A 20,080-nucleotide genomic window follows, 5' to 3' on the forward strand; every position below is an offset into this window, starting at 1 on the left:
TCCCTCGAAGCAAAGGAGGGAGTCATGAAGCAGTTGATTGTCATCCTCTTGTCCGTCTGTCTCTTGGCCGCCTGCGGCCGGGAGCAAGTTGCCGGCACATCCGCCAACGGAGACAATCCCCCCGTCCCTGCCGGCCAGATTGACCCCCGTCTGGCCGACGCCACCAACCGTTTTGGATTCGAGTTGCTGTCCACTTTGCGCGTCGGCGGGGCCGACCAGACGCTGATCTCGCCGGCCAGCGTCGCCATGGCGCTGGCGATGACGTATAACGGCGCTGACGGAACCACCGCCGCCGAGATGGCCGATGTTCTGCAGGTCACCGGTATGACCCGCGAGGAATTGAGCGCCGCGCATCGGGCGTTGCGCGAGTTTTTGACCGACCCGAAGTCCGATGTCACGCTCGACATCGCCAATTCACTGTGGGCGCGTCTCGGCCTGCCCTTCGATTCGGCCTTCCTGGCGTTGAACATCGAGGCATTCGATGCCCGCCTCACCGAGTTGGATTTCGACCAACCGGCGGCGGCGGACTCGATCAATGGCTGGGTTGAGCGCAAGACGCGCGGCAAGATTGACAAGATCATTGAGCGGATCGACCCCAGCACCATTCTCTACCTCATCAACGCCATCTACTTCAAGGGGACCTGGACCTACAGATTCGATTCCACCAAAAGCTACGAACGCGAATTCCACTTTCCCGCCGGCGCCCGGGAGCGGCGGTTCATGTGGCAGGAAGGCGAGTTCGATTATTACGAGGATGAGACCATTCAGGCGGTGCGTCTGCCCTACGGCAAGTCGCAACGGTTCGGGATGTATGTCGTGTTGCCGCGCGCCGATACCGGACTGGCCGCCTTTCTCAACACCCTGACGGCGGAGCGCTGGCGCCAGTTGACCGGCCGGCTCGCCGACCGTAAGGGGGAAATCCACTTGCCGCGATTCAAGCTCGAATGGGAGAAGGACCTGGTCGGCCCGCTGCGCACGATGGGCATGCCCTCGGCGTTCGAACCAAATCGAGCCGAGTTCACACGCATGATCGATTTGCCGGATGCCAACGCCTTCATCAGCAAGGTGCTGCACAAGACGATTATGGAAGTCAACGAGGAAGGAACGGTGGCGGCCGCGGTCACCGCCGTCGAGGTCGGCATCACGTCGGACATCCAGCCGGTCGGTCACTTCCGGATGCTGGTGGATCGCCCCTTCTTCTGCGCCATCGCCGACCGCGAATCGGGGCTGATCCTGTTTATGGGAAGTGTCAACGACTTTGATTAAGCCGCGGCCATGGTGCGCGAGTCTGCTGGTCTTCGCGGCGCTGACCGCCGCCTTCGACCACGGGATCAGCGCCCGTCCGGCGGCAGACACGGCGGTGGTCATCACCAACCGCTCGCCCGATGATCTGCGCCATGATGCCTTCACCATTGAACAGGCGGAGATCCACGGAGCGCGTCTGCACCTGATCATCTCCTCCGGCGGCGGATGCCGCGGGCATGATTACGAATTGCTCATGACGCCGGCGGTGTTCATGGAATCGTACCCGGTGCAGGCGAATCTCTATCTGTGGCACGACGCCCACGACGATCCCTGCGACGCGATCGTGCGCGACTCGCTGGTCTTCGATCTGGGGCCGATTGGACGGCTGTATGCGCAGATGTACGGCCCCGACGGGCAGGTGTATCTGAATCTGCACGACTTCGAGCAGACGAGTTCGACACGGCTGGTTTATCGCGTGAGATAGCGTTCGCGCAACGCCTGTCGGTCGGGCTTTCCGGAGGGCAGCGTGGGCAGGCCATCCACGAACTCGATGATCCGCGGCAGCTTGAAGCGCGGCAACCGTACGGCGAGGAAGGCGCGGACATCCTCAACGGAATCGGCGCTCCCGGGGACGCGTTCGATCATCGCGGCCGGAGCCTCCCCCCACTCGGCATCGGGCACGCCCACCACCGCCGCCCGTATCACCGTCGCCATCTCCGCCAGCACATTCTCAATCTCTTCGGCATGAATCTTCTCGCCGCCGGATATAATGACCTGATCGATGCGTCCATGCACGGTCAGATAGCCATCCTGGTCGAGAGAACCGACATCGCGCGTCGGCATCCAGCCGTCGGCGCCGGCCAGCGGGCGCGCCGCGCCGGCGCGATCGAAGTACGCCGATGCCACCATCGGCCCGCGCAGATGAATCTGTCCCTCGCATTCGGCCGCGACGGCCTGGCCATGTTCGTCGCGAATCGCGATCTCCGCCAGCGGCAAGGCCATACCGGCGGTGTGGCGTTTGGCCGGCGGCGCCCACGGCGCCAGGGTGGCGATCTGCGAAGCGGTCTCCGTCATGCCGTAGGTTGGCAGGACCGGGAAACCACGATCGCGCGCGGAATCCAGAAGCGCGGAGGGCGCCGGACCGCCGCCCACCAGCGCCGAACGCACCCACCCAGGGCAGCGAGACTCCGGCTCCACATCGAGCAACCGCCGCAGGGTGGTGGCCACCAGCGACAGTTGCGTCACACGGTCCTCGCGGATGGCCCGCCAAGTCGCGGCGGGATCGAAACGGTCATGCACCACTACGGTTGTCCCATAGATGGCGGCGCGCAGAATGATCGCCAGGCCGCCGATGTGGAAGGCGGGCAGATTCAGCAGCCAGCGGTCATCGGGTTGCACGCCGAGATTGAGCGCCGAGGCCAGCGCTCCGGCCAGATGATTGCGAAACGTGAGGCCGATGCCCTTGGGCTCCCCTCCCGAGCCGGAGGTGAAGACAATGGTGCAGAGGGAATCAGGATCGATCTCTGCCGGCACGTCGCTGGCCGACGACGGTTGTGATATGACTGTCAACGGCCACGACGACGGCCAGCGATCCTGGAGCGCCGGGTCGCAGAGCACCAGTCGTGGATGGAAGCGCTCCATCAGCGCGCGCGCCTCGGTCGGCAGCAGTTGTGTGCGCGCCGCGATCAGGGTCGCGCCCAGTCGCATCAGCGCATGCGCCGTCACAATCCAATCGAGGGAATTGACGCCGCAGACCACCACCCGGTCGCCGGGTCCGACGCCATGTTGCCGCAGCGTTCCCACGGCAGAGCCGATCAGCGCCTCCAGCCGGCGGTAAGTGACAACGAGGCCCGCGGTGATCACCGCGGGATGATCGGGGATCGCGCGCGCCCAGCGTATGGTCGGATACTCGATGGTGGTCATGGGCGACCTGTCAGTCTGCCAGCAGCTCTTCCACCGGCTCGACTCCCATCCCCGGGCCGTCGGGGACTGCGAGATAACCACTGTCGATGGCAAGCGGTGTCCGGAGAATGCCGTCGGCGATCATGCCGGCCGTCGACAGTCCCATCGCCGGCGGATGCGGACCAAGGGCCGCCGCCAGGTGAAGTGTCGCTGCGACACCAATATCGGATTCCCATGACGATGTGTAGATCACCTGCATGCCCGCCTGTTGGGCGCGCCGGGCTGTCACAAAGCATTGATACAGATGCCCGATCACCATCGGCTTGAGCACAAGGACATCGCAGGCGCGTTGCGCAATCAGGTGATCGGCTTCGGCGATGGTCTGGATTTCTTCATCAAGGGCCAGACGAATGCCGAAGCGGTGCGCCAATGCCTGCGCCGCCTCCCACTGCCCGCGCGGGAAGGGTTGCTCGATGAAATCCAGCCGCTCCAGCGGAATCCGTGAGAGAACGTCCTCGGCCCACGCGGCGGTCCAGCCGGCGTTGGCGTCCAGACGCAGGAGGACGTCAGGGGCGGCTTCGCACGCGGCAATGATCCGACGGACATCGTCGAACGGCGAGTCATAACCGACTTTGAGCTTGAAGACATGGTACCCCGCGGCGGCCAGCGCCGTCGCCCGCGTCTGCGTCTCCCCGACCGTGGCGCCGCTCAACAGACCGTTGATGGGAACTCTCGCGCACGTTTCCTCACCCGACAACGTCCGACACAGACTGAGACCGACCGACTTGGCTTTCAGCTCGCCGAGGGCGCAGGCGACGGCAAACCGCGCCGCGGGCGGCATCGAGATGATCGGGTGCGAGAAATCCGAGAACCAGTGTGCGGGATCAAGGCGTGAGCGGCCCGCTGTCATCAGGCCGGACAACGCCGCGGCGCACTCCGCAAATGTGTCCGTCGACACGCCGGCCAGCGGCGCCGCTTCGCCGATCCCGACCCGGCCCGACTCATCGCGCAGGATCAACACAATCCCTTCGCGCTCGCGGTATTGCCCATGCGCGGTGGTGATCGGACGCGGCAGCGCCCGACGGTAAGGGATGACTTGGACCGATTCGATGTTCACAGGTTGATCCCCACGGCAAAGACGAGAGCGTAAACCAGTTTCAGCCGCGCGGTGCGCGCCAGGAAGTCGTTGAGGATCGCCCCCGACTTCATCGGCTTCGACTGGGAGCGCAGCGACTTCATGTTCAAGGGAATGAAGACGACGATGACCAGCGATGACAGCAATGTCCAGGGACCGGCGGTGTCGGTCATGACCATCGCCAAGGGCGCCAGCGCCGACAACAGAAGCATGAGCACATATTCGCCGATGCTGCCGAACCGCCCCAGACGCACCGCCAGGGTCTTTTTGCCCGCGCGACGGTCGGTGTCGATGTCACGCAGATTGTTGACCACCAGAATCGCGGTTGCCAGCGCTCCCATCGGGATGCTGGCCCACCAGACCGCCGGCACGATCGACAATGCCTGCACATAGTAAGTGCCGACCACCGCCACCGGACCGAAGAAGAGGAAGACAAACAGATCGCCCCAGCCATAGTAGCCAAAGGGATAGGGCCCTCCGGTGTAAAGGATCGCCGCGGCAATCGAGCACAGACCGATCCAGACAATCGGCCAGCCGCCGCGCGCGACCAGATAGATGCCGATCAGGAAGGCAACGCCGAACACCAGGATCATGGCGTTACGAATCTGCGCCGGGGTGACCAAGCCCGCCTGCGTGACGCGCAGCGGGCCCTGGCGGTCGGACGTGTCGGTGCCGCGCAGATGATCGAAGAGGTCGTTGGCGAGATTGGTGCCGATCTGAATCAGCACCGCGCCGGCCAACGCCGCCAACGCCGCCGGCCAATGAAACTGATGGTCGCGCACCGCCACCGCCGCGCCGACAATGACCGGCGCCACCGAGGCCCAGAGGGTCTTGGGACGGGCCGCCAGCACCCACACCTGCCAACGCGAAACGGACGGCTCACTGGTCATGGCGGGACAGCGTCAGGGAAACCGCGGAAACTTGCTGAAATCCGGACGGCGCTTTTCGAGGAAGGCCTTCTTCCCTTCCTGCGCTTCCTCGGTCATGTAGAAGAGCAAGGTGGCGTTGCCGGCCAGCTCCTGCAACCCGGCTTGGCCGTCGCAATCGGCGTTGAGCGCCGCCTTCAGGCAGCGCAGCGCCAGCGGGCTGTGTTCGAGGATGCGTTTGCACCAGGCGACGGTCTCTTCCTCCAGCCGTTCCAACGGCACCACGGCATTGACCAGCCCCATTTCGAGCGCCTGCTGCGCATCGTACTGCCGGCAGAGGTACCAGATCTCCCGCGCCTTTTTCTGTCCGACAATGCGGGCCAAATACGACGCGCCATAGCCGCCGTCGAAACTGCCGACCCGCGGCCCGGTCTGCCCGAAGCGAGCGTTGTCGGCGGCGATGGTCAGATCGCAGATCACATGCAGGACATGTCCGCCGCCAATGGCGTATCCGGCCACCATGGCGATCACCGGTTTGGGCAGGGTGCGGATCTGGCGTTGCAGGTCGAGGACATTCAGACGCGCCACGCCCTGATGATCGACATAGCCGGCCTCGCCGCGGATGCTCTGGTCGCCGCCGGAGCAGAAGGCTTCCGGCCCCTCGCCGGTGAGGATGACCACACCGATGGCGGCGTCGTCGCGAGCGTCATTGAAGGCCTGCGACATTTCGAAGACGGTCTGGGGACGGAACGCGTTGCGCACGTGCGGCCGGTTGATGGTGATCTTGGCGATCCCCTCGGCCTTGTCGTACTTGATATCGGCGTACTCGCCGGCCTTCTGCCACTGGATCATGGACGTCTCAACTTTCGCTGGCGGAGGTCATCAGGAAGGCGGACACCGCCGCCGCCGTCGCCTGCGGACGCTCCCAATGCGGGGAATGCCCCGCCTCGGGGATGATACACAATTGCGCGTTGGGGATCGAGCGGGCCATCGCCTCGCCGATCGCGCGGTATTTGGCATCCTGTGCGCCCGCCAGCACCAGGGTCGGCATCGTCAATTCCGGCAAGCGGTTGTGTAGCGGGGCCTGACGGCCGACGCTGAAGCCGCGCAGCGCCCGGGCCAGGCCTGTCGGGCGATTCTGCCGACGCAATGCCTGCCCACGCTCAAAGCGCGCCGCCGGCAGCGACTTTTGCGAGGCAAAAAGCGGCTGGTCGAGCCAGCGCTCGACAAACCAGTCGATCCCCCGGCTTTCAATCTCACTGGCCAGCTGATCGTCGGCCTGACGCCGCCGGGCACGTTCACGGTCATCGGCGATGCCCGGCGAGGCGCTTTCAAGAATCAGCCGACGCACACGGTGCGGATGGGCCAGCGCAAATTGCAGCGCAATGCGTCCGCCCATCGAATATCCCCACAGCGTCACCGCCGTGTGGCCGGCATGATCCAGATGCCCGGCGATCTCCGCGATCACCGACGCGAAGGTGTAACGTTGTGGATCGTCCAGATCGGTGAGCGCGCCATGGCCGGGCAAGTCGATGGCCTGGGTTTGCAGAGACGATTCGAACGCGGCGCGCACATCCGTCCAGACCGCGGCGCAGCCGGTGAAACCGTGGAGCAACCAGAGCGGGGATGGCATCGTCAGTTCAGCTCCAGCGCGGCACGCGCCGCCGCCGTGGCGCGTGTCAGCGTCGCCTGATGCCGGCGGTGATTGTCGGCACGATCACTGCGCAGGATAAACAGGCACGGACCGGGTTGCGCCAGGGAGTCGACAACTTGCACGTCAACGTTGCCACCGCCGGTTAGCCGCCGGCTTGGAATGCCGTGCGCCTGCGCCAGTCTTTCGAGATCGACACCATGCGGCATTGCCACCAGCGGTTCAAACACCGGGGTGTGCGCGGCGATCGGCAGGAAGTGAAACACCCCGCCGCCGTCGTTGTGGAAGACGACCAGTTTGAGCGGTACCTCCTGACGGACCAGACCCCAGAGGCCGTTCTGGTCGTGCAGGAATGTCAGATCGCCGAGCACGCAGACGGTCGGCTTGCCGGTGCCCGCCGCGACACCGGCCGCGGTGGAGATGATCCCGTCAATGCCGTTGGCGCCGCGGTTGACGATCACCCGCGGATGCCCGGCCCGCGCCGCGGCATACATCTCGGCCCAGCGTATGGGCATGCTGTTGGAGAGAAAAAGCGGAGTCGCCGTCGGCAGTTGCGCGATGAGATCGGCGATCGCCGCCGCCTCCGTCGGGGCTTCCGACAGGGCAATGGATTCGCGCAGCGACTGCGAAACCGCCGTGTCCGCCACCTGCCAGCGCCTGCGGTAAAACTCCGCCTCCGCAGCGACCCGGAGATCGGCCTGATGCAGTTGTGCCAGCGCCGCCGCCAACGGCAATGACAGCGCGTGGGTCAGACAGCGATGCGGATCGGGAACCTGGAGTTCATGAATGCCGATCTTCGGGACATCGCGCAACCCGGCGATCCACTCACTGAATGCCTTCGAGGTCGGCAGGCCGCCCAGCCGCAGGACGAGATCGGGCGCCAACGCTTCGGCCACATGCGAATCGCGGAGAATGAGATCCGCATGCGCGATCGCGCCGGGCAGCGCGCGCGTCGGCGACGCAATGTCGGACAGAAGCGGCGCGCCCAACGCATCGGCCAGTTGGCCAATCCCATTGGATACCGCTTCAACCGCCGGCATCGGACCGCAGACAATCAGCGGGCGTCGGCTCTGCCGCAACAACTCCGCGACTGTGGCAAGTTCGCCGTGCTCCGATGGCTGCTGATCGACGAATTGGTCGTTGGTCGTCAATTGCGGCAATGCGGCGTCGGCATCGCCGATGATGCCCGCGGCCTCAGCGGGCGTCGGAATCAACGGCTCATCGAACGGCGCATTCAGATGAACCGGGCCGTGGGCTGACCGACGGAATGATTCCACACCCGCGTCGATCCAGCGCGTAAACGTCGCGGGGCGGGCATCGGGAACCGGGAGATCAACGAAGTGGAGCGGGTAGTTGCCATACAGATGGATCTGGTCGATGGTCTGCGACGCGCCCACGCCGCGCAGGCGCGGCGGACGGTCGGCGGTGATGACGATAAGCGGCGTGCCGGAAGCGCGGGCTTCAATGATGGCGGGAAAGTAATTGGCGGCGGCGGTGCCGGAGGTGCAGACGAGCGCAGCCGGCTGTCCGGTGCCCTTGCCGATGCCCAGCGCCAGAAATCCCGCCGCGCGTTCATCGGGATTGGTCCAGATCCGCAGCGCGCGGCCATGTCCGGCGGCCAGCACCAGCGGCGCGCAGCGCGAGCCGGAGGAGACCACGACATGCCGCAATCCGGCGCGCGCCAACGTCGCAAGCAGCGCGTGGGCGCAACGCAGATTGTCGGCGGCGGCGCCTACGGCTGCGGCTCCGCCGGATGGACCGCGCTGTGGAAGGCGCTCAGTTTGTCCTGTATTTCGCACCATTCGTTGTCGGGGACGGAGCCGCGCACTAGCCCGGCGCCGGCATAGAGCCATCCACGCTCGACACCCAGCAGCGCGGAACGAATCGCCACCGCGAACTCGGCGCTATCGGCGCCGATCCAGCCCACCGGGGCCGCATACCAACCGCGCGGAATCGCCTCCACGGCGCGGATAATGGCCAACGCGGCCGCGCGCGGTGTGCCCGCCACCGCCGGCGTCGGATGCAGGGCCTCCAGCATCTGCCCGGGGGTGACGCCGGACCGCAGATCGACGGCCATCGCCGAACGCAGATGAGTGAGCGTGCGCAGACGGGACAGTTCCAACTGCGCGACCGGATCGGGAGAATCGGATGCCGCCAAACGGCGCAGCGCGTCGCGTACCGCATCGACCACGACACGATGCTCGTGCTGATCCTTGGCGCTGGCCAACAGTTGCTCGGCTCGCGCCTGATCACTGGCGGGATCGACGCCACGCACCACCGTGCCGGCGATCGCCTCGCTTTCCAGACGGCCGCCGCTCCAGCGCAACAAACGCTCCGGCGAGGCACCGAGGAAGGCGAAGCGCTCATCGTATTGAAAACCGAAGTGATAGCAGGAGGCGTCGAAATCACGCAAGCGACGGACCACCGGCCAGGGGTCGAGCGCGCCGGAATTGGGAGATTGGATGGCGACGGGCTGGCAGTGGGCAATCACCGTCTTGACGAAATCGCCAGCGTCAATACGGCGCAGCACATCACGCACCGATGCCAACCAGGCGTCACGCGCCGCGTCCGTCCCTTCCTCGTCGACGGCGATTCGCGGACCGGCAGGGCATTCGCCGGCAAATCCGCCCCAGTACCGTTGATTGAACAGCGCCAGCCGGTCGACCAGCGTCTCGGAGGTGGTGCGCGGGGTCACCTCGAAGGCGAAGAACATGTACGATTGCGTGTCGCGACGGACATAGAGCGCTTCGGGAAGAATCAGCGCCGCATCGCCGAAGCTGCTGTCGCGCCAGGGGCCGCGGTCGGTCTGATGCGGGTCGAAGGCGAATCCGCCGAAGAACCGCGGGCGACGTCCCGCCGGCGCCGGTTCGGCGATGACATGCTTCCGGACAAATGCGGCGGCCTCATCGGCGGCGGCGCGCATGGCGGATTCGCCATGGCCGCCGATGACATGGGCGGCGCCGAGCCCGGCATACTCCCAGCCGTCGCGCCCGCGCCAGTACATCGCAGGAATGCCATGATGTCGCGACAACCAGACCACCGGATCACCGACCGGGGCGGTGAAGCCGAGCACAAGCACGGTCTTGGTGTCCTGACGGCGGGCCTGCTCAATGGCGGTGCGCGCCAAGTCCCAGGCCGAGAGGGCAGGCGCGCCAACCGTGGGCGCGGGAGGGGTCATGGTGGAAAGTGAGGCCATGGTCAGCCGCCGGGGCGCCGTTCCCGCCGGAGGCAAATTTTGCCTGAGTATCGCAGGGAACAGTTCCCTAACATACGCAACCGTTCCGGCCCCATTCCAGCCGATTTCGGCGCGGGCGGAGGGTCTTGGAAGCGGATAACGCGGGAATTGCCAAAGTGTTCGCCAGTGTGCAAATCCAGGAGATGTTCGACGCGGTCGCGCCGGGATATGACCGCGCCAACCAGGTGCTGTCGTTGGGCATCCATCATCGCTGGCGCCGACAGCTGGTGCGGCTGGCGGGGGCGGGAGCGGGGATGCGGGTCCTGGACTGCGCCACCGGCACCGGCGATCTGGCCTTCGCCTTCCAGCGCGCGGTCGGGCCCACCGGGCAGGTGACCGGCCTGGATTTCGCGCCGCAGATGATCGCGCTGGCCGAGCGCAAACGCGCCCAACGTCATCTGCCGGTCGTGTTCACCGTCGGCGATGTCCTGGCGCTGCCGTTTCCCGACGACGCCTTCGACATCAGTTCGATTGCCTTCGGGATTCGCAATGTCGATGACCCGGTGGCGGGACTGCGTGAAATGGCGCGAGTGGTCCGTCCCGGAGGGCGTGTCGCGGTGCTGGAATTCGGTCAGCCGGATGGGGCGCTGTTCGGACGGTTCTTCCGCTGGTACAGCAACCGGGTGATCCCCAAAGTGGGCGGCTGGATCACCGGCAAACCCTCCTCGTACCGATACCTGACCGACAGTTCGGCCGCCTTCCCCGCGGCGGAAAAATTCGTCGAGCTGATGCACGCCGCCGGGGTTTTTAGCGCGATTGTCTCCCGCCCCGTAACTGGAAAGATCGCCTACATATACATCGGCACCGTCGCCTGAGGCCGTCTTCCCCCGTCCCCACGCGCCTGTTTTTCCCTGCGGAAACGGTCGATTCGACGGAACCTGCGGCGGGATTTCCCGTAAGAATAGGTGTGGGCAGTGAGGAGCTGCCCCGGGACCGTAAGGAGCGCAGTGATGTATTTCGAAAAGACCCGCCGGTCATTCCGGCGCTTCCGCCGCCGTCTCGCATCTCTCCGCCGCAAAGAACTGCGTCAATTGCAGACCGAAACATCGGTCGATGAATCGTTGCACGAGAGGCAGATTCATCGTGTTCCCACGCGGCAGGAGAAACGCGTCGCAGAGGCCTTCCATCAGGACCTCCGCGAGGTTGAAATCGCCTAACTCTTGCCCCGTCCCGCCAACCGTCGGGACGGCTTCCCCGTGCAGCACACGCCGGTCTCCCCCAAGAGGCCGGCGTTCTTCTTTAGGTGAAGTCCGCGCTCGACGATGGCGCACGGCGTGTCGGCTCTCACTCCCGCATGAAGAATCGGCTCTCGATTCGCAGGAGATGTTGAATCGATTCTGTCGCCCCCGAAAGCGGGGGCCCAGACCGCGGGCGACCACGATGACATTGTGACTTAAGGGACGTGCGCTTGTCGCAGGCCCTGACGGGGACGATCTACGCCGCGCGCAGCGACTCGATGATCTTGGCGCGCGATGCGCGCACCGCCGGCAGGAAGCCGCCGACCAGTCCCATGACCAGCGCGAAGATCAGCGAACTCACCACAATCTGCGGTGAGAGCGCGAAACTGAAGGCCAGCTCGGAGAAGGTGTCCCAGTTGGTGGTCGAGACCTGGACCAGCGACATGAACGAGGCGGCCACCAACCCGACCGCGCCGCCCAACAGCGCGATCCAGATCGACTCCAACAGAAAGACAAAGAGGATGCGTCCGCGCGAAAACCCAAGGGCGCGCAGAGTGCCGATCTCGATGGTGCGGTTGGCCACGGCGGCGTACATCGTGATCATCGCCCCGACGATCGCCCCCAGCCCGAAGATGAACGACACCACCTGTCCGACCACGGTGATGAAGGTGGTCGTTGCCTGCGACTGCTTGGCGTAGTACTCCTTTTCCTGGTGGACATCGACGGTCATGCGCGGGTCGGACTCCATCTTCTGCTTCAACTGCTCGAACAGGGCCGGATCGCGCAGACGCACGGTGACCGAGGAATAGATGTTGCGGCGGAAGGCCTGCTGGACCTGGTCGACATCGCCCCAGAGTTCGGAGTCGAACCCGGCGCCGCCGGCGTCGAAGGTGCCGACCACCGTCCACTCGCGTCCGGCAAACGACACGCTCTCCCCCAGCCCGCAGCCGGTGAAGTTCTTCGCCACCGCGCTGCCGGCGATCACCTCGGAAGTTCCGGGGGTGAACATCCGCCCGGCGGTCAGCCGGACCAGTTCGCCGCGCAACTCGAAGACGTTGTCGTTGGTGCCGCGGATGATGACGTTGGCGGCGTCGCCGCCCTCGCGCTTGGTGGTGTTGATCAGGACGACGATTTCATTGACCGCGATCGGCTTGCCCTCGGCGTTGACGGCGACTTCGGACTGCGTCTTGGCGATCTGCGCGTCGCTGCGCATGACCAGCGAAATCGTCTCGGTGTTGGCGCCGTCGCGGACGAAGATCGCGTTGTCCGTGGAGCCGGTGGCGACCAGCGTTTCCTGCAGCCCATGGCCGAGCATCAGCACGGCGGCGAAGACGAAGACCACCAGCCCCATGCCGAGCACGGTCAGCGCGGTGGTGAGTTTGCGCGTGGTCAGGTTCCGCCAGGTGTAGGAGAGAAAAAGACCCATATCATCCAATCCGCCGCAGGCCGTTGACGATCGACACATGGATGGCGCGCCAGGCGGGGAAGACCGCCGCCAGCACACCGACACCGAAGGCGGCCAACCCCGCCAACTGGAAGGTGCGCGCCTCGATCGGGAAGACCGGGAACCAACTGCGCAGCGCCACCGCCACGCCGTTGAGCACCGGGAACATCAGGAGCATCCCCACCACACCCCCCATCAACGCGATCATCAGCGACTCGCCGCCGATCAGTCCGAGGATGTGCCCGCCGGAGAAGCCGAGGGTCTTGAGGACGGCGTATTCGGAGATGCGCTCGCGCGCGGTCATCGCCATGGTGTTGGCCGCCACCAGCAGGATGATGCCGATGACCAGGACCGAGATCACCTGCAGCGAGAAGATGATCGTGCCGGCCATCGCCACAAAACTCTGCTGGAACTGCGCCTCGGTCTCGGTGACGGTCTCGTCGGGCGAGTTGTCGAACTCGGCGTCGACCGCCTGCGAGATCGCCGCCGCGCGGGCGGGATCGTCGATTTTGATCACGTACCAGCCCACCTGTCCGGCGCGCTCGGGCCACTCCTGCAGCATGCGCTGCTCGATGTACTGCCAGTTGAAGATGAACTGCGAATCGTCGATGGTCTCGTCACGGCCGCGGTAGGTGCCGACAATCTCGAAGTCCCAGGTGCCGGGGTAGATGGTGCCGGTAAACGGGATCTTCTGCCCCACCTGCCAGCCGAACCGCGCCATGGTTTCGACGCCGACGATGGCGCCGTTGCGGGTGTTGGCCAGCTTATCGATGGCGCCCTCATCGACGATGAACTCGGGGTAGAGCCGGAACATCGATGTGTCCTCGAAGGCGAACTGGGCAAAGAAGTTCTTCGGATCCTGGTAGATGCCGCCAAACCAGGTCCCATGCCCGACCGCCTCCACGCCGGGGATGCGTTCGATCTTCTGCTTCTGCGCCACCGGCAACGTGAAGGTGATCGAGATGCGGCTGCGGGTGATGAGCCGATCGGGGGCCGACTGATTGACGCCGGCGTACCAGGCGGCGATCACCGTGCGCAGAAGCCCGAAGGCGAGAATGGCCACCGCGATCCCGAGCACCGTGAGCGCGGTGCGCAGCTTGTGCCGCAGGGCATTCTTGTAGATCAGCTTGAAGACGCGCATCGGTTCGTCCTCAGGCGAGCTCGCCTTTTTCGAGGTGACGCTGGGTGTGCGCGCGTTCGGCCGCGCGCGGGTCATGGGTGACCATCACGATGGTCTTTTTGAATTCGCTGTTCAACTGCCCGAGCAAATCGAGAATTTCCCCGGCCGATTGCCGGTCCAGATCGCCGGTGGGTTCATCGGCGACGATCAGCGTCGGATCGGTGACAATGGCGCGGGCGATGGCGACACGCTGCTCCTGACCGCCGGAAAGTTGGCGCGGGTAGTGGTGCATGCGGTCCTTCAGCCCGACCAGCTCCAGCGCGGTCTCGGTCTGCCGCTTGCGCTCGGCGCGGGTGAGTTTCGTCAGAAGCAGCGGCAGCTCCACATTGCCGAAAGCGGTCAACACCGGCAGCAGATTATAGAACTGGAAGACAAAGCCGATGTGACGCGCCCGCCACTTGGCCAGGTCGGACTCGCCCAACTGCCCCAGGTTGGTGCCCGCCACCCAGACTTCGCCCGAATCGGGACGGTCGATGCCGGCGATCAGGTTGAGCAGAGTGGTCTTGCCCGAACCCGAAGGCCCCATCAGCGCGACAAACTCCCCTTCGGGCACAGTCAGGGACAAGTGGTTGAGCACCGGAACTTCGACTTTGTCGCGGTGGTAGACCTTGCTGACGCTGCGTACTTCGACCACGTTGTTGGCCATGTGATGGATCCCGAACGGTTTTAGGATTTCAGTTTGATGGTGTCGCCATCGCCCAGCTGCGGCGGCGGGGCGATCACCACGACATCGCCGAGTTCGACGCCGGCGCGCACTTCCACCGTGCCGCCGTAGGTCTGCCCGGTCTCGACCGGGCGCATGCTCACACGTCCCTGCTTGACCACAAACACCGCGGCGACGCCGTTGCGCTGCACCACCGCGCTGGAGGGCACGGTCAGCACGGTCTTGGTGCTGACCGCGTCACTTTGCAGGTCGCCGGGCAGAAAACTGATCTTGGCGCTCATCTCCGGCAGGACCCGGCCATCGAGCTGGTCGAAGGCGACCTTGACCATGACCGTGGCCTTCGAGCGGTCGGCGGTGGGAACGACTTTCTTCACACGGCCGCGGTAGGGCTCGGCGGGGAGCGCATCGAGTGTGATCAGGCAGGGCTGGCCGACACGGATCTGCTGGATGTTCGACTCGCTGACATCGGCCTCGACTTCCAGCGAGGACATGTCGGCGATGGTGACCACCGCCCCTCGCGAGCTGGAGGAGGAGGCAAACGGCGCGACCACTTCGCCGACGTCGGCGGTCTTGGTGAGCACGGTGCCGTCGAAGGGGGCGCGGATGATGGTGTTCTCCACCTGCACCTCGGCCCACTCGACATTGGCGGCGGCGGCGCGCAGACCGGCCTCGGCCGCGACGACGTTGGCCTCGGCGCTCTCGCTGGCGGCGCGCGCCTGATCGTATTCGGCCTCGGAGGCCAGTTGCTTGTCGCGCAGACCGCTGACACGGTCGAAGCGCAGACGCGCCTCACGGGCCTGGGCCTTGGCGTATTCGACCGCGGCTTCGGCCTCCTTCTGGGCCGCGCGCGCGGCGCCCAGCGAGGCGGTCACATCGGCCGCCTCGAGGCGGGCGATGATGTCGCCGGCCTTCACCTGATCGCCTTCCTCGACACGCAGTTCTTCCAGACGGCCGGTGCCCTTCGAGGCCACTGCCGCGGCGCGTTGCGCCACCACATATCCGGTGGCGGTCAGAAGCGACTGCGCGCTCGCCGGCGCCAGACGCTGCACCGTGGCGGTCTGCACTTCGATCGCCGCGGCGCCGCGTCCAAAGAAGAAATAGCCGATCAGCGCAACGACAGCGACAGCAATCAGACCCCACAGCCAGGCGCGCGATTTGGACGAAGCGGATGGACCGGAGGGACGCGGTTCATCGCGGTTAATGCGCAGCGAAGAGAGACTGGGTCTGGGTGAGTCGGTCGTCATGGTGTCATCCTGAATCCGAGGACCAGAGTGCTCCCGTGCAAAAGAGCCGCAATATACGGCAGAGCATTAAACGGGCGATATCACTCTGAGTTTCGGACCGGACATGGATCATGGCCTTTTCCTGCTTCGGCCAGACGTCTATTTTGTAAGGTCAAGCGGGACAATGCGATATCGCGCACGTTCCGTTTTACTCCCGCGATATTTGCCGGCCGGAGTTTTCGTTATGTTCACACCGTCGGCGGGGGAAGTGATTGCCTGCCGCCACGGATTGGCCGATTCTGGACGGGGTGTCGGCGGCGATTCTCAGGAGGCGCGGATGGAGTGGTTGATACCGCTGGTGGTGGGGCTGTTTTTGGGCGCGGCGATGACATGGGTGATCGCCCGCCGTCAGAACGCCGCCTCGCTGCAGGCGTTGCGCGAGGAGATGGCGTTGTCGCACCAGAACGCGCTGGCCTTCGCGCAGACGCAATTGCAGAAGAACGAGGAATCCTTCGTGCGTTTGCGGCAGGAACACGAGGAGGCGAAGGTCGCCCGAGAACGCGCCGAATCCGATCTGCGCAACGCCCAAAAAGCGCTGGAGGACCAGCGCCGCAACATCGAGGAGATCCGCGCGCAGATGATCGACCGTTTCAAGGCGCTCTCCTCGGAGATTCTCCGTCAGACGCTCGATGACGCCAAAGGCGATCTGACCCAGAAGCAGCAGGCGATTGACACGCTGCTCAGGCCGGTGGCCGACACGCTCAAGCGATATGAGGAACACATCAAGGCGCTGGAACAGGCGCGTCAGCAGGCCTACGGCAACATCGAGGCGCAACTCAAGCAGGTCACCCAGTCGACGCAGGAGTTGCAGAAGCAGACCTTCAGTCTCGGGCAGGCGCTGCGCGCGCCGCAGGTGAAGGGGCGCTGGGGCGAGCTGACCCTGCGCCGCATCGTTGAACTGGCCGGCATGACCGAGCATGTCGACTTCGTCGAGCAGTTCTCGGTCGACTCCGAGGAGGGGCGCCTGCGTCCCGACATGATCGTGCACATCCCCGGCGGCGGGACGATGGTGGTCGATTCGAAGGTGCCGCTCAACGCCTACCTCGAAGCGGTCAGCGCCGACAGCGAGGAGACCCGCGCGTCGCAATTGGCGCGCCACGCCCAGCAGGTCAAGGCGCATGTCCGCAGTCTGTCATCGAAGGCGTACTGGAATCAGTTCGACCAGTCCCCCGACTATGTCATCATGTTCATCCCCGGCGAATCGTTCTTTTCCGCGGCGTTGGAGGCGGACCGTGGCCTGTTCGAAGAGGCGATGGCCAGCCGCGTCATCCTCGCCTCTCCCAGCAGTCTGATGTCGATCCTCAGCGGTCAGGCGCACTCCTGGCGCCTGGAGCAATTCCAGAAGAACGCCGAAGAAATCCGTATCCTGGGCGGGCAACTCTATGACCGGATCGTGACCTTTGTCGACAACTTCAGCGGCGTCGGCAAGGCGCTGGAACAGGCGGTGAGTTCCTACGACAAGGCGGTCGGGTCACTTGAACGACGGGTGCTGGTGTCGGCGCGCAAATTCCGGGAATTGGGCGCCACCGCCCAGCCGGAGATCGCCGAGGTCAACATCGTCGAACGGGCCCCGCGCAAGGTGCAGTCGGAACTCCTGATTGGTCCGGACAACGAGGAGAATTGATTCGCGATGCCAGCCGGCGCGAAACTCACCTTCCATCCCCTCACCCCCGCGCGCTGGGCGGATTTCGAAGCGTTGTTCGGCGAACGCGGCGCCTGCGCCGGATGCTGGTGCATGTGGTGGAAGCGCTCGCGCGCCGAGTGGACCAAGAACAAGGGCGCGAAAAACCGCGCCGCGCAGCGCCAGATCGTGATGTCGGGCGCAACGCCCGGCATTCTCGCCTACGACGGCGCCGAACCGGTCGGCTGGTGCGCGGTCGAGCCGCGGGAGAACTACCTGATGCTGGAGCGGTCGCGATCGCTTAAGCGCATCGATGATCAACCGGTCTGGTCGATCACCTGCTTTTTCACCAAGAGGAGCCACCGTCGCCGCGGCATCAGCGTCGCGCTGTTGGAAGCGGCCGCGGTCTATGCCCGTAAGAAGCGCGCCAAAATCCTCGAAGGATATCCCTCGGTCGTGCGCCAGGACAAGGCGCCCGATGTCTTCATCTACACCGGCACGGAGACCGCCTTCCGCAAGGCGGGATTTGTGGTGGTGGCTACGCCATCGCCGTCACGGCGGATCATGCGACGGATTCTGTAGACAATCGCGCGGGCAGGGTGACGCAAGGGGCGGAATGCCCCTTCCACGGCTGTTGGAGGCTACACGTGCGCCGGGGCACGGCGGTCATCGCAGAAAATCGTTTCCTCACGGCCGGGGCCGGTGGAGACAATTGACAACTTCACCTTGAGCGCGTCGGTGATGAACCGCAGATACGCCTTCGCGTTGGCAGGCAGATCGTCGAAATCGGTGAGCCCCACCGTGGAACTGTTCCATCCCGGCAGCGTCTCATACACCGGTTGCACCGAATCGAGGCGCGTGATGTCCAGCGGGGTATCCTGAAGCACAGTCCCGTTGTCGTCGTAGGCGACACAGACCGGAATCCGGACGAACTGGTCGAGGACATCGAGCTTGGTGACCGCGATGTGGGTGATGCCGGTCACGCGCACGGCGTAGCGCAGCGCCACCAGGTCCAGCCAGCCGCAACGGCGCGAGCGACCGGTGGTGGTGCCGAACTCGAGGCCGCCCTTCTGCAGCTTCTGCCCATCCTCGTCGAACAACTCGGTCGGGAAGGGTCCCAGCCCGACGCGCGTGGTGTAGGCCTTGACCACACCAAGCACCTGGTCGATGGCGCGCGGGGGGATGCCCAGCCCGGTCAACGCGCCGCCGGTGGTGGTGTTGGAGGAGGTCACAAACGGATACGTGCCAAAGTCGATGTCCAGCAGGGCGCCCTGCGCGCCCTCGAGGAGAATCGACTGCCCGGCGCGCATCGCCTTTTCCAGTTGCAACGATGGATCGGCCAAAAGCGGCACCAGTCGCTCGCGGAAACCCATGAGTTCATCGAAGACCGCGTCGATGGTGCAGTTCTGCTCGGTGAGCCGTCCGCGGGTGATCCCATCCCAGAACGACATCGTCCGGCTCAGACTGGCGCGCAGACGGTCGGGATAGACCATGTCGACCGCGCGCACACCGCGGCGGGCGATCTTGTCGGCGTAGGCCGGGCCGATCCCGCGCATGGTCGTGCCGACTTTTCCCTCGGCCAACTCCTCGGTGAACGCCTCGATGATGCGGTGATGCGGCAGCACCAGGTGGGCCCCGGCGGCAACGTTCAACCGCCCAGCGACCGCGATCCCCTCGCGGACCAGCATGTCCAGCTCGGCAAACAGCGACGTCAGATCAATCACCACGCCGTTGCCCAGGAGGCAATGGGTGTGCGGCATGAGAATCCCAGTGGGAATCAGATGCAGCGCGAAGGTCTTCCCGTCGATTTTGACGGTGTGGCCGGCGTTGGCGCCTCCGGAATAGCGGACGACCAGGTCCGACGAGGCGGCCAGCAGGTCGACAATCTTCCCCTTGCCTTCATCGCCCCACTGGGCGCCGACGACGACGCGATTGGCCATGCGATCCTTATCCTCCCATCACGCCGCCGCGGCGCGGCCGGCGCGAACAGTGTCCACCCATTGCCAGATCTTCTCGGCCCCGGTGCCGTCGAGCGCCGAGGAGAGCAGCGGCTTTTGCGCGGTCGGTTCATCCAGCGTCCAGCGCCGGAGTGACTGCGCTTTCTCGTTGTTTGACAACTTGTCGCACTTGGTCAGCACGATCAGGTAGGGCCGTCCCCACTGCGCCAGCCAGGCGATCCAGTCCAAGTCGACGTCGGTCGGCTCGCGGCGCGAATCGAACAGGGCGATGATGCCGCGCGGACGATCGGGCAGGGCGAGGTAGCCCTCGATCAGACGGGCCCACTCATCACGCATCGATTGCGAGACCTTCGCGTAGCCATAGCCGGGCAGATCGACCAGATAGAATGGCCCCCGCTTGTCGGGCGTGACCTGGAAGTAGTTCAGGCAACGGGTCTTTCCCGGGGTCTGCGAAGTCTTGGCCAGGTTGCGTTTCTTCAGCAGTTTGTTCAACAGCGACGATTTCCCCACGTTCGACTTGCCGGCGACCGCGATCTCCGGCAGCCGATCCTGCGGGAGGTCTTTCAACGTGAACACACTCTTGACAAATTGCGCATCCATGGCAACGGTCCATCGTTCCGGCCGGCGCGGAGCTAGGCGGTCTTCTTCTGGGTGGCGGCGAATTCGAGGATCGGCTTGGCCTCGCCGCGGATCGCATCGGCGGTGATGATCACCCGCC

Annotated in this window: 19 protein-coding genes; 6 read left to right on the forward strand and 13 right to left on the reverse strand. The window is 65.1% G+C overall.

Annotated features, from left to right (window positions below):
* Positions 1-24: 24 nt before the first annotated feature.
* On the forward strand, positions 25-1,266 hold the full coding sequence (locus VNN55_11325) for a serpin family protein (protein HWO58143.1): 1,242 nt from the start codon (positions 25-27) through the stop codon (positions 1,264-1,266).
* Positions 1,259-1,729, forward strand: a complete 471-nt coding sequence (locus VNN55_11330; protein ID HWO58144.1) for a hypothetical protein — start codon at positions 1,259-1,261, stop codon at positions 1,727-1,729. The genes VNN55_11325 and VNN55_11330 overlap by 8 nt, the downstream gene beginning before the upstream one ends.
* On the opposite strand, the gene menE is transcribed toward VNN55_11330, so the two are convergent.
* From menE to VNN55_11365, 7 genes are read right to left on the reverse strand one after another with little or no spacing between them, the layout of a single operon-like run.
* A complete protein-coding gene (menE, locus tag VNN55_11335) occupies positions 1,714-3,168 on the reverse strand; it encodes an o-succinylbenzoate--CoA ligase (GenBank protein HWO58145.1) in 1,455 nt (484 codons plus the stop codon). The genes VNN55_11330 and menE overlap by 16 nt on opposite strands.
* 10 nt (positions 3,169-3,178) lie before the next feature.
* The gene (menC, locus tag VNN55_11340) at positions 3,179-4,264 is read right to left on the reverse strand and encodes an o-succinylbenzoate synthase (GenBank protein ID HWO58146.1); all 1,086 of its coding nucleotides are present in this window, start codon (positions 4,262-4,264) and stop codon (positions 3,179-3,181) included.
* Positions 4,261-5,172 (reverse strand): 1,4-dihydroxy-2-naphthoate polyprenyltransferase, encoded by a 912-nt coding sequence (locus VNN55_11345; GenBank protein HWO58147.1) that lies wholly within the window; start codon positions 5,170-5,172, stop codon positions 4,261-4,263. Before VNN55_11345 ends, menC begins: the two co-directional genes overlap by 4 nt.
* Positions 5,173-5,184: 12 nt before the next feature.
* Complete coding sequence (gene menB / locus VNN55_11350) at positions 5,185-6,000, reverse strand: 1,4-dihydroxy-2-naphthoyl-CoA synthase (GenBank protein ID HWO58148.1); 816 nt, start codon at positions 5,998-6,000, stop codon at positions 5,185-5,187.
* A 7-nt stretch (positions 6,001-6,007) separates the two neighbouring features.
* A complete protein-coding gene (gene menH, locus VNN55_11355; protein ID HWO58149.1) occupies positions 6,008-6,781 on the reverse strand; it encodes a 2-succinyl-6-hydroxy-2,4-cyclohexadiene-1-carboxylate synthase in 774 nt (257 codons plus the stop codon).
* Between the two features lie 2 nt (positions 6,782-6,783).
* The gene (gene menD / locus VNN55_11360; protein HWO58150.1) at positions 6,784-8,601 is read right to left on the reverse strand and encodes a 2-succinyl-5-enolpyruvyl-6-hydroxy-3-cyclohexene-1-carboxylic-acid synthase; all 1,818 of its coding nucleotides are present in this window, start codon (positions 8,599-8,601) and stop codon (positions 6,784-6,786) included.
* Complete coding sequence (locus tag VNN55_11365; GenBank protein HWO58151.1) at positions 8,532-9,995, reverse strand: isochorismate synthase; 1,464 nt, start codon at positions 9,993-9,995, stop codon at positions 8,532-8,534. The genes menD and VNN55_11365 overlap by 70 nt, the downstream gene beginning before the upstream one ends.
* A 125-nt stretch (positions 9,996-10,120) precedes the next feature.
* Here VNN55_11365 and ubiE point away from each other — a divergent pair, with 125 nt between their 5' ends.
* On the forward strand, positions 10,121-10,849 hold the full coding sequence (ubiE, locus tag VNN55_11370) for a bifunctional demethylmenaquinone methyltransferase/2-methoxy-6-polyprenyl-1,4-benzoquinol methylase UbiE (GenBank protein HWO58152.1): 729 nt from the start codon (positions 10,121-10,123) through the stop codon (positions 10,847-10,849).
* 135 nt (positions 10,850-10,984) lie between these two features.
* Positions 10,985-11,191, forward strand: a complete 207-nt coding sequence (locus tag VNN55_11375; GenBank protein HWO58153.1) for a hypothetical protein — start codon at positions 10,985-10,987, stop codon at positions 11,189-11,191.
* 277 nt (positions 11,192-11,468) lie between these two features.
* On the opposite strand, the gene VNN55_11380 is transcribed toward VNN55_11375, so the two are convergent.
* From VNN55_11380 to VNN55_11395, 4 genes are read right to left on the reverse strand one after another with little or no spacing between them, the layout of a single operon-like run.
* Positions 11,469-12,638, reverse strand: coding sequence for an ABC transporter permease (locus VNN55_11380; GenBank protein HWO58154.1), 1,170 nt, complete (start codon positions 12,636-12,638; stop codon positions 11,469-11,471).
* Between the two features lies 1 nt (position 12,639).
* Positions 12,640-13,797 carry an FtsX-like permease family protein gene (locus VNN55_11385; protein ID HWO58155.1) on the reverse strand — a complete coding sequence of 386 codons (1,158 nt, stop codon included), beginning with the start codon at positions 13,795-13,797 and terminating at the stop codon, positions 12,640-12,642.
* A 10-nt stretch (positions 13,798-13,807) separates the two neighbouring features.
* Complete coding sequence (locus tag VNN55_11390; protein ID HWO58156.1) at positions 13,808-14,482, reverse strand: ABC transporter ATP-binding protein; 675 nt, start codon at positions 14,480-14,482, stop codon at positions 13,808-13,810.
* Between the two features lie 20 nt (positions 14,483-14,502).
* Positions 14,503-15,744: an efflux RND transporter periplasmic adaptor subunit gene (locus VNN55_11395; protein HWO58157.1), complete on the reverse strand. Its 1,242-nt coding sequence runs from the start codon at positions 15,742-15,744 to the stop codon at positions 14,503-14,505.
* Positions 15,745-15,967: 223 nt separating this feature from the next.
* Between VNN55_11395 and rmuC the strand changes: the two genes are divergently transcribed.
* Positions 15,968-17,407, forward strand: coding sequence for a DNA recombination protein RmuC (gene rmuC / locus VNN55_11400; GenBank protein HWO58158.1), 1,440 nt, complete (start codon positions 15,968-15,970; stop codon positions 17,405-17,407).
* A 6-nt stretch (positions 17,408-17,413) separates the two neighbouring features.
* Positions 17,414-17,986: a GNAT family N-acetyltransferase gene (locus VNN55_11405; GenBank protein ID HWO58159.1), complete on the forward strand. Its 573-nt coding sequence runs from the start codon at positions 17,414-17,416 to the stop codon at positions 17,984-17,986.
* 59 nt (positions 17,987-18,045) lie between these two features.
* Here the strand turns inward: VNN55_11405 and VNN55_11410 are convergent, their stop codons facing one another.
* Both VNN55_11410 and yihA read right to left on the reverse strand, forming a co-directional pair.
* The gene (locus VNN55_11410) at positions 18,046-19,344 is read right to left on the reverse strand and encodes an adenylosuccinate synthase (GenBank protein HWO58160.1); all 1,299 of its coding nucleotides are present in this window, start codon (positions 19,342-19,344) and stop codon (positions 18,046-18,048) included.
* 18 nt (positions 19,345-19,362) lie between these two features.
* A complete protein-coding gene (gene yihA / locus VNN55_11415; protein ID HWO58161.1) occupies positions 19,363-19,962 on the reverse strand; it encodes a ribosome biogenesis GTP-binding protein YihA/YsxC in 600 nt (199 codons plus the stop codon).
* Positions 19,963-20,080 lie beyond the last annotated feature (118 nt).

The sequence above is a fragment of the bacterium genome (assembly GCA_035559435.1).
Classification (GTDB): domain Bacteria; phylum Zixibacteria; class MSB-5A5; order WJJR01; family WJJR01; genus JACQFV01.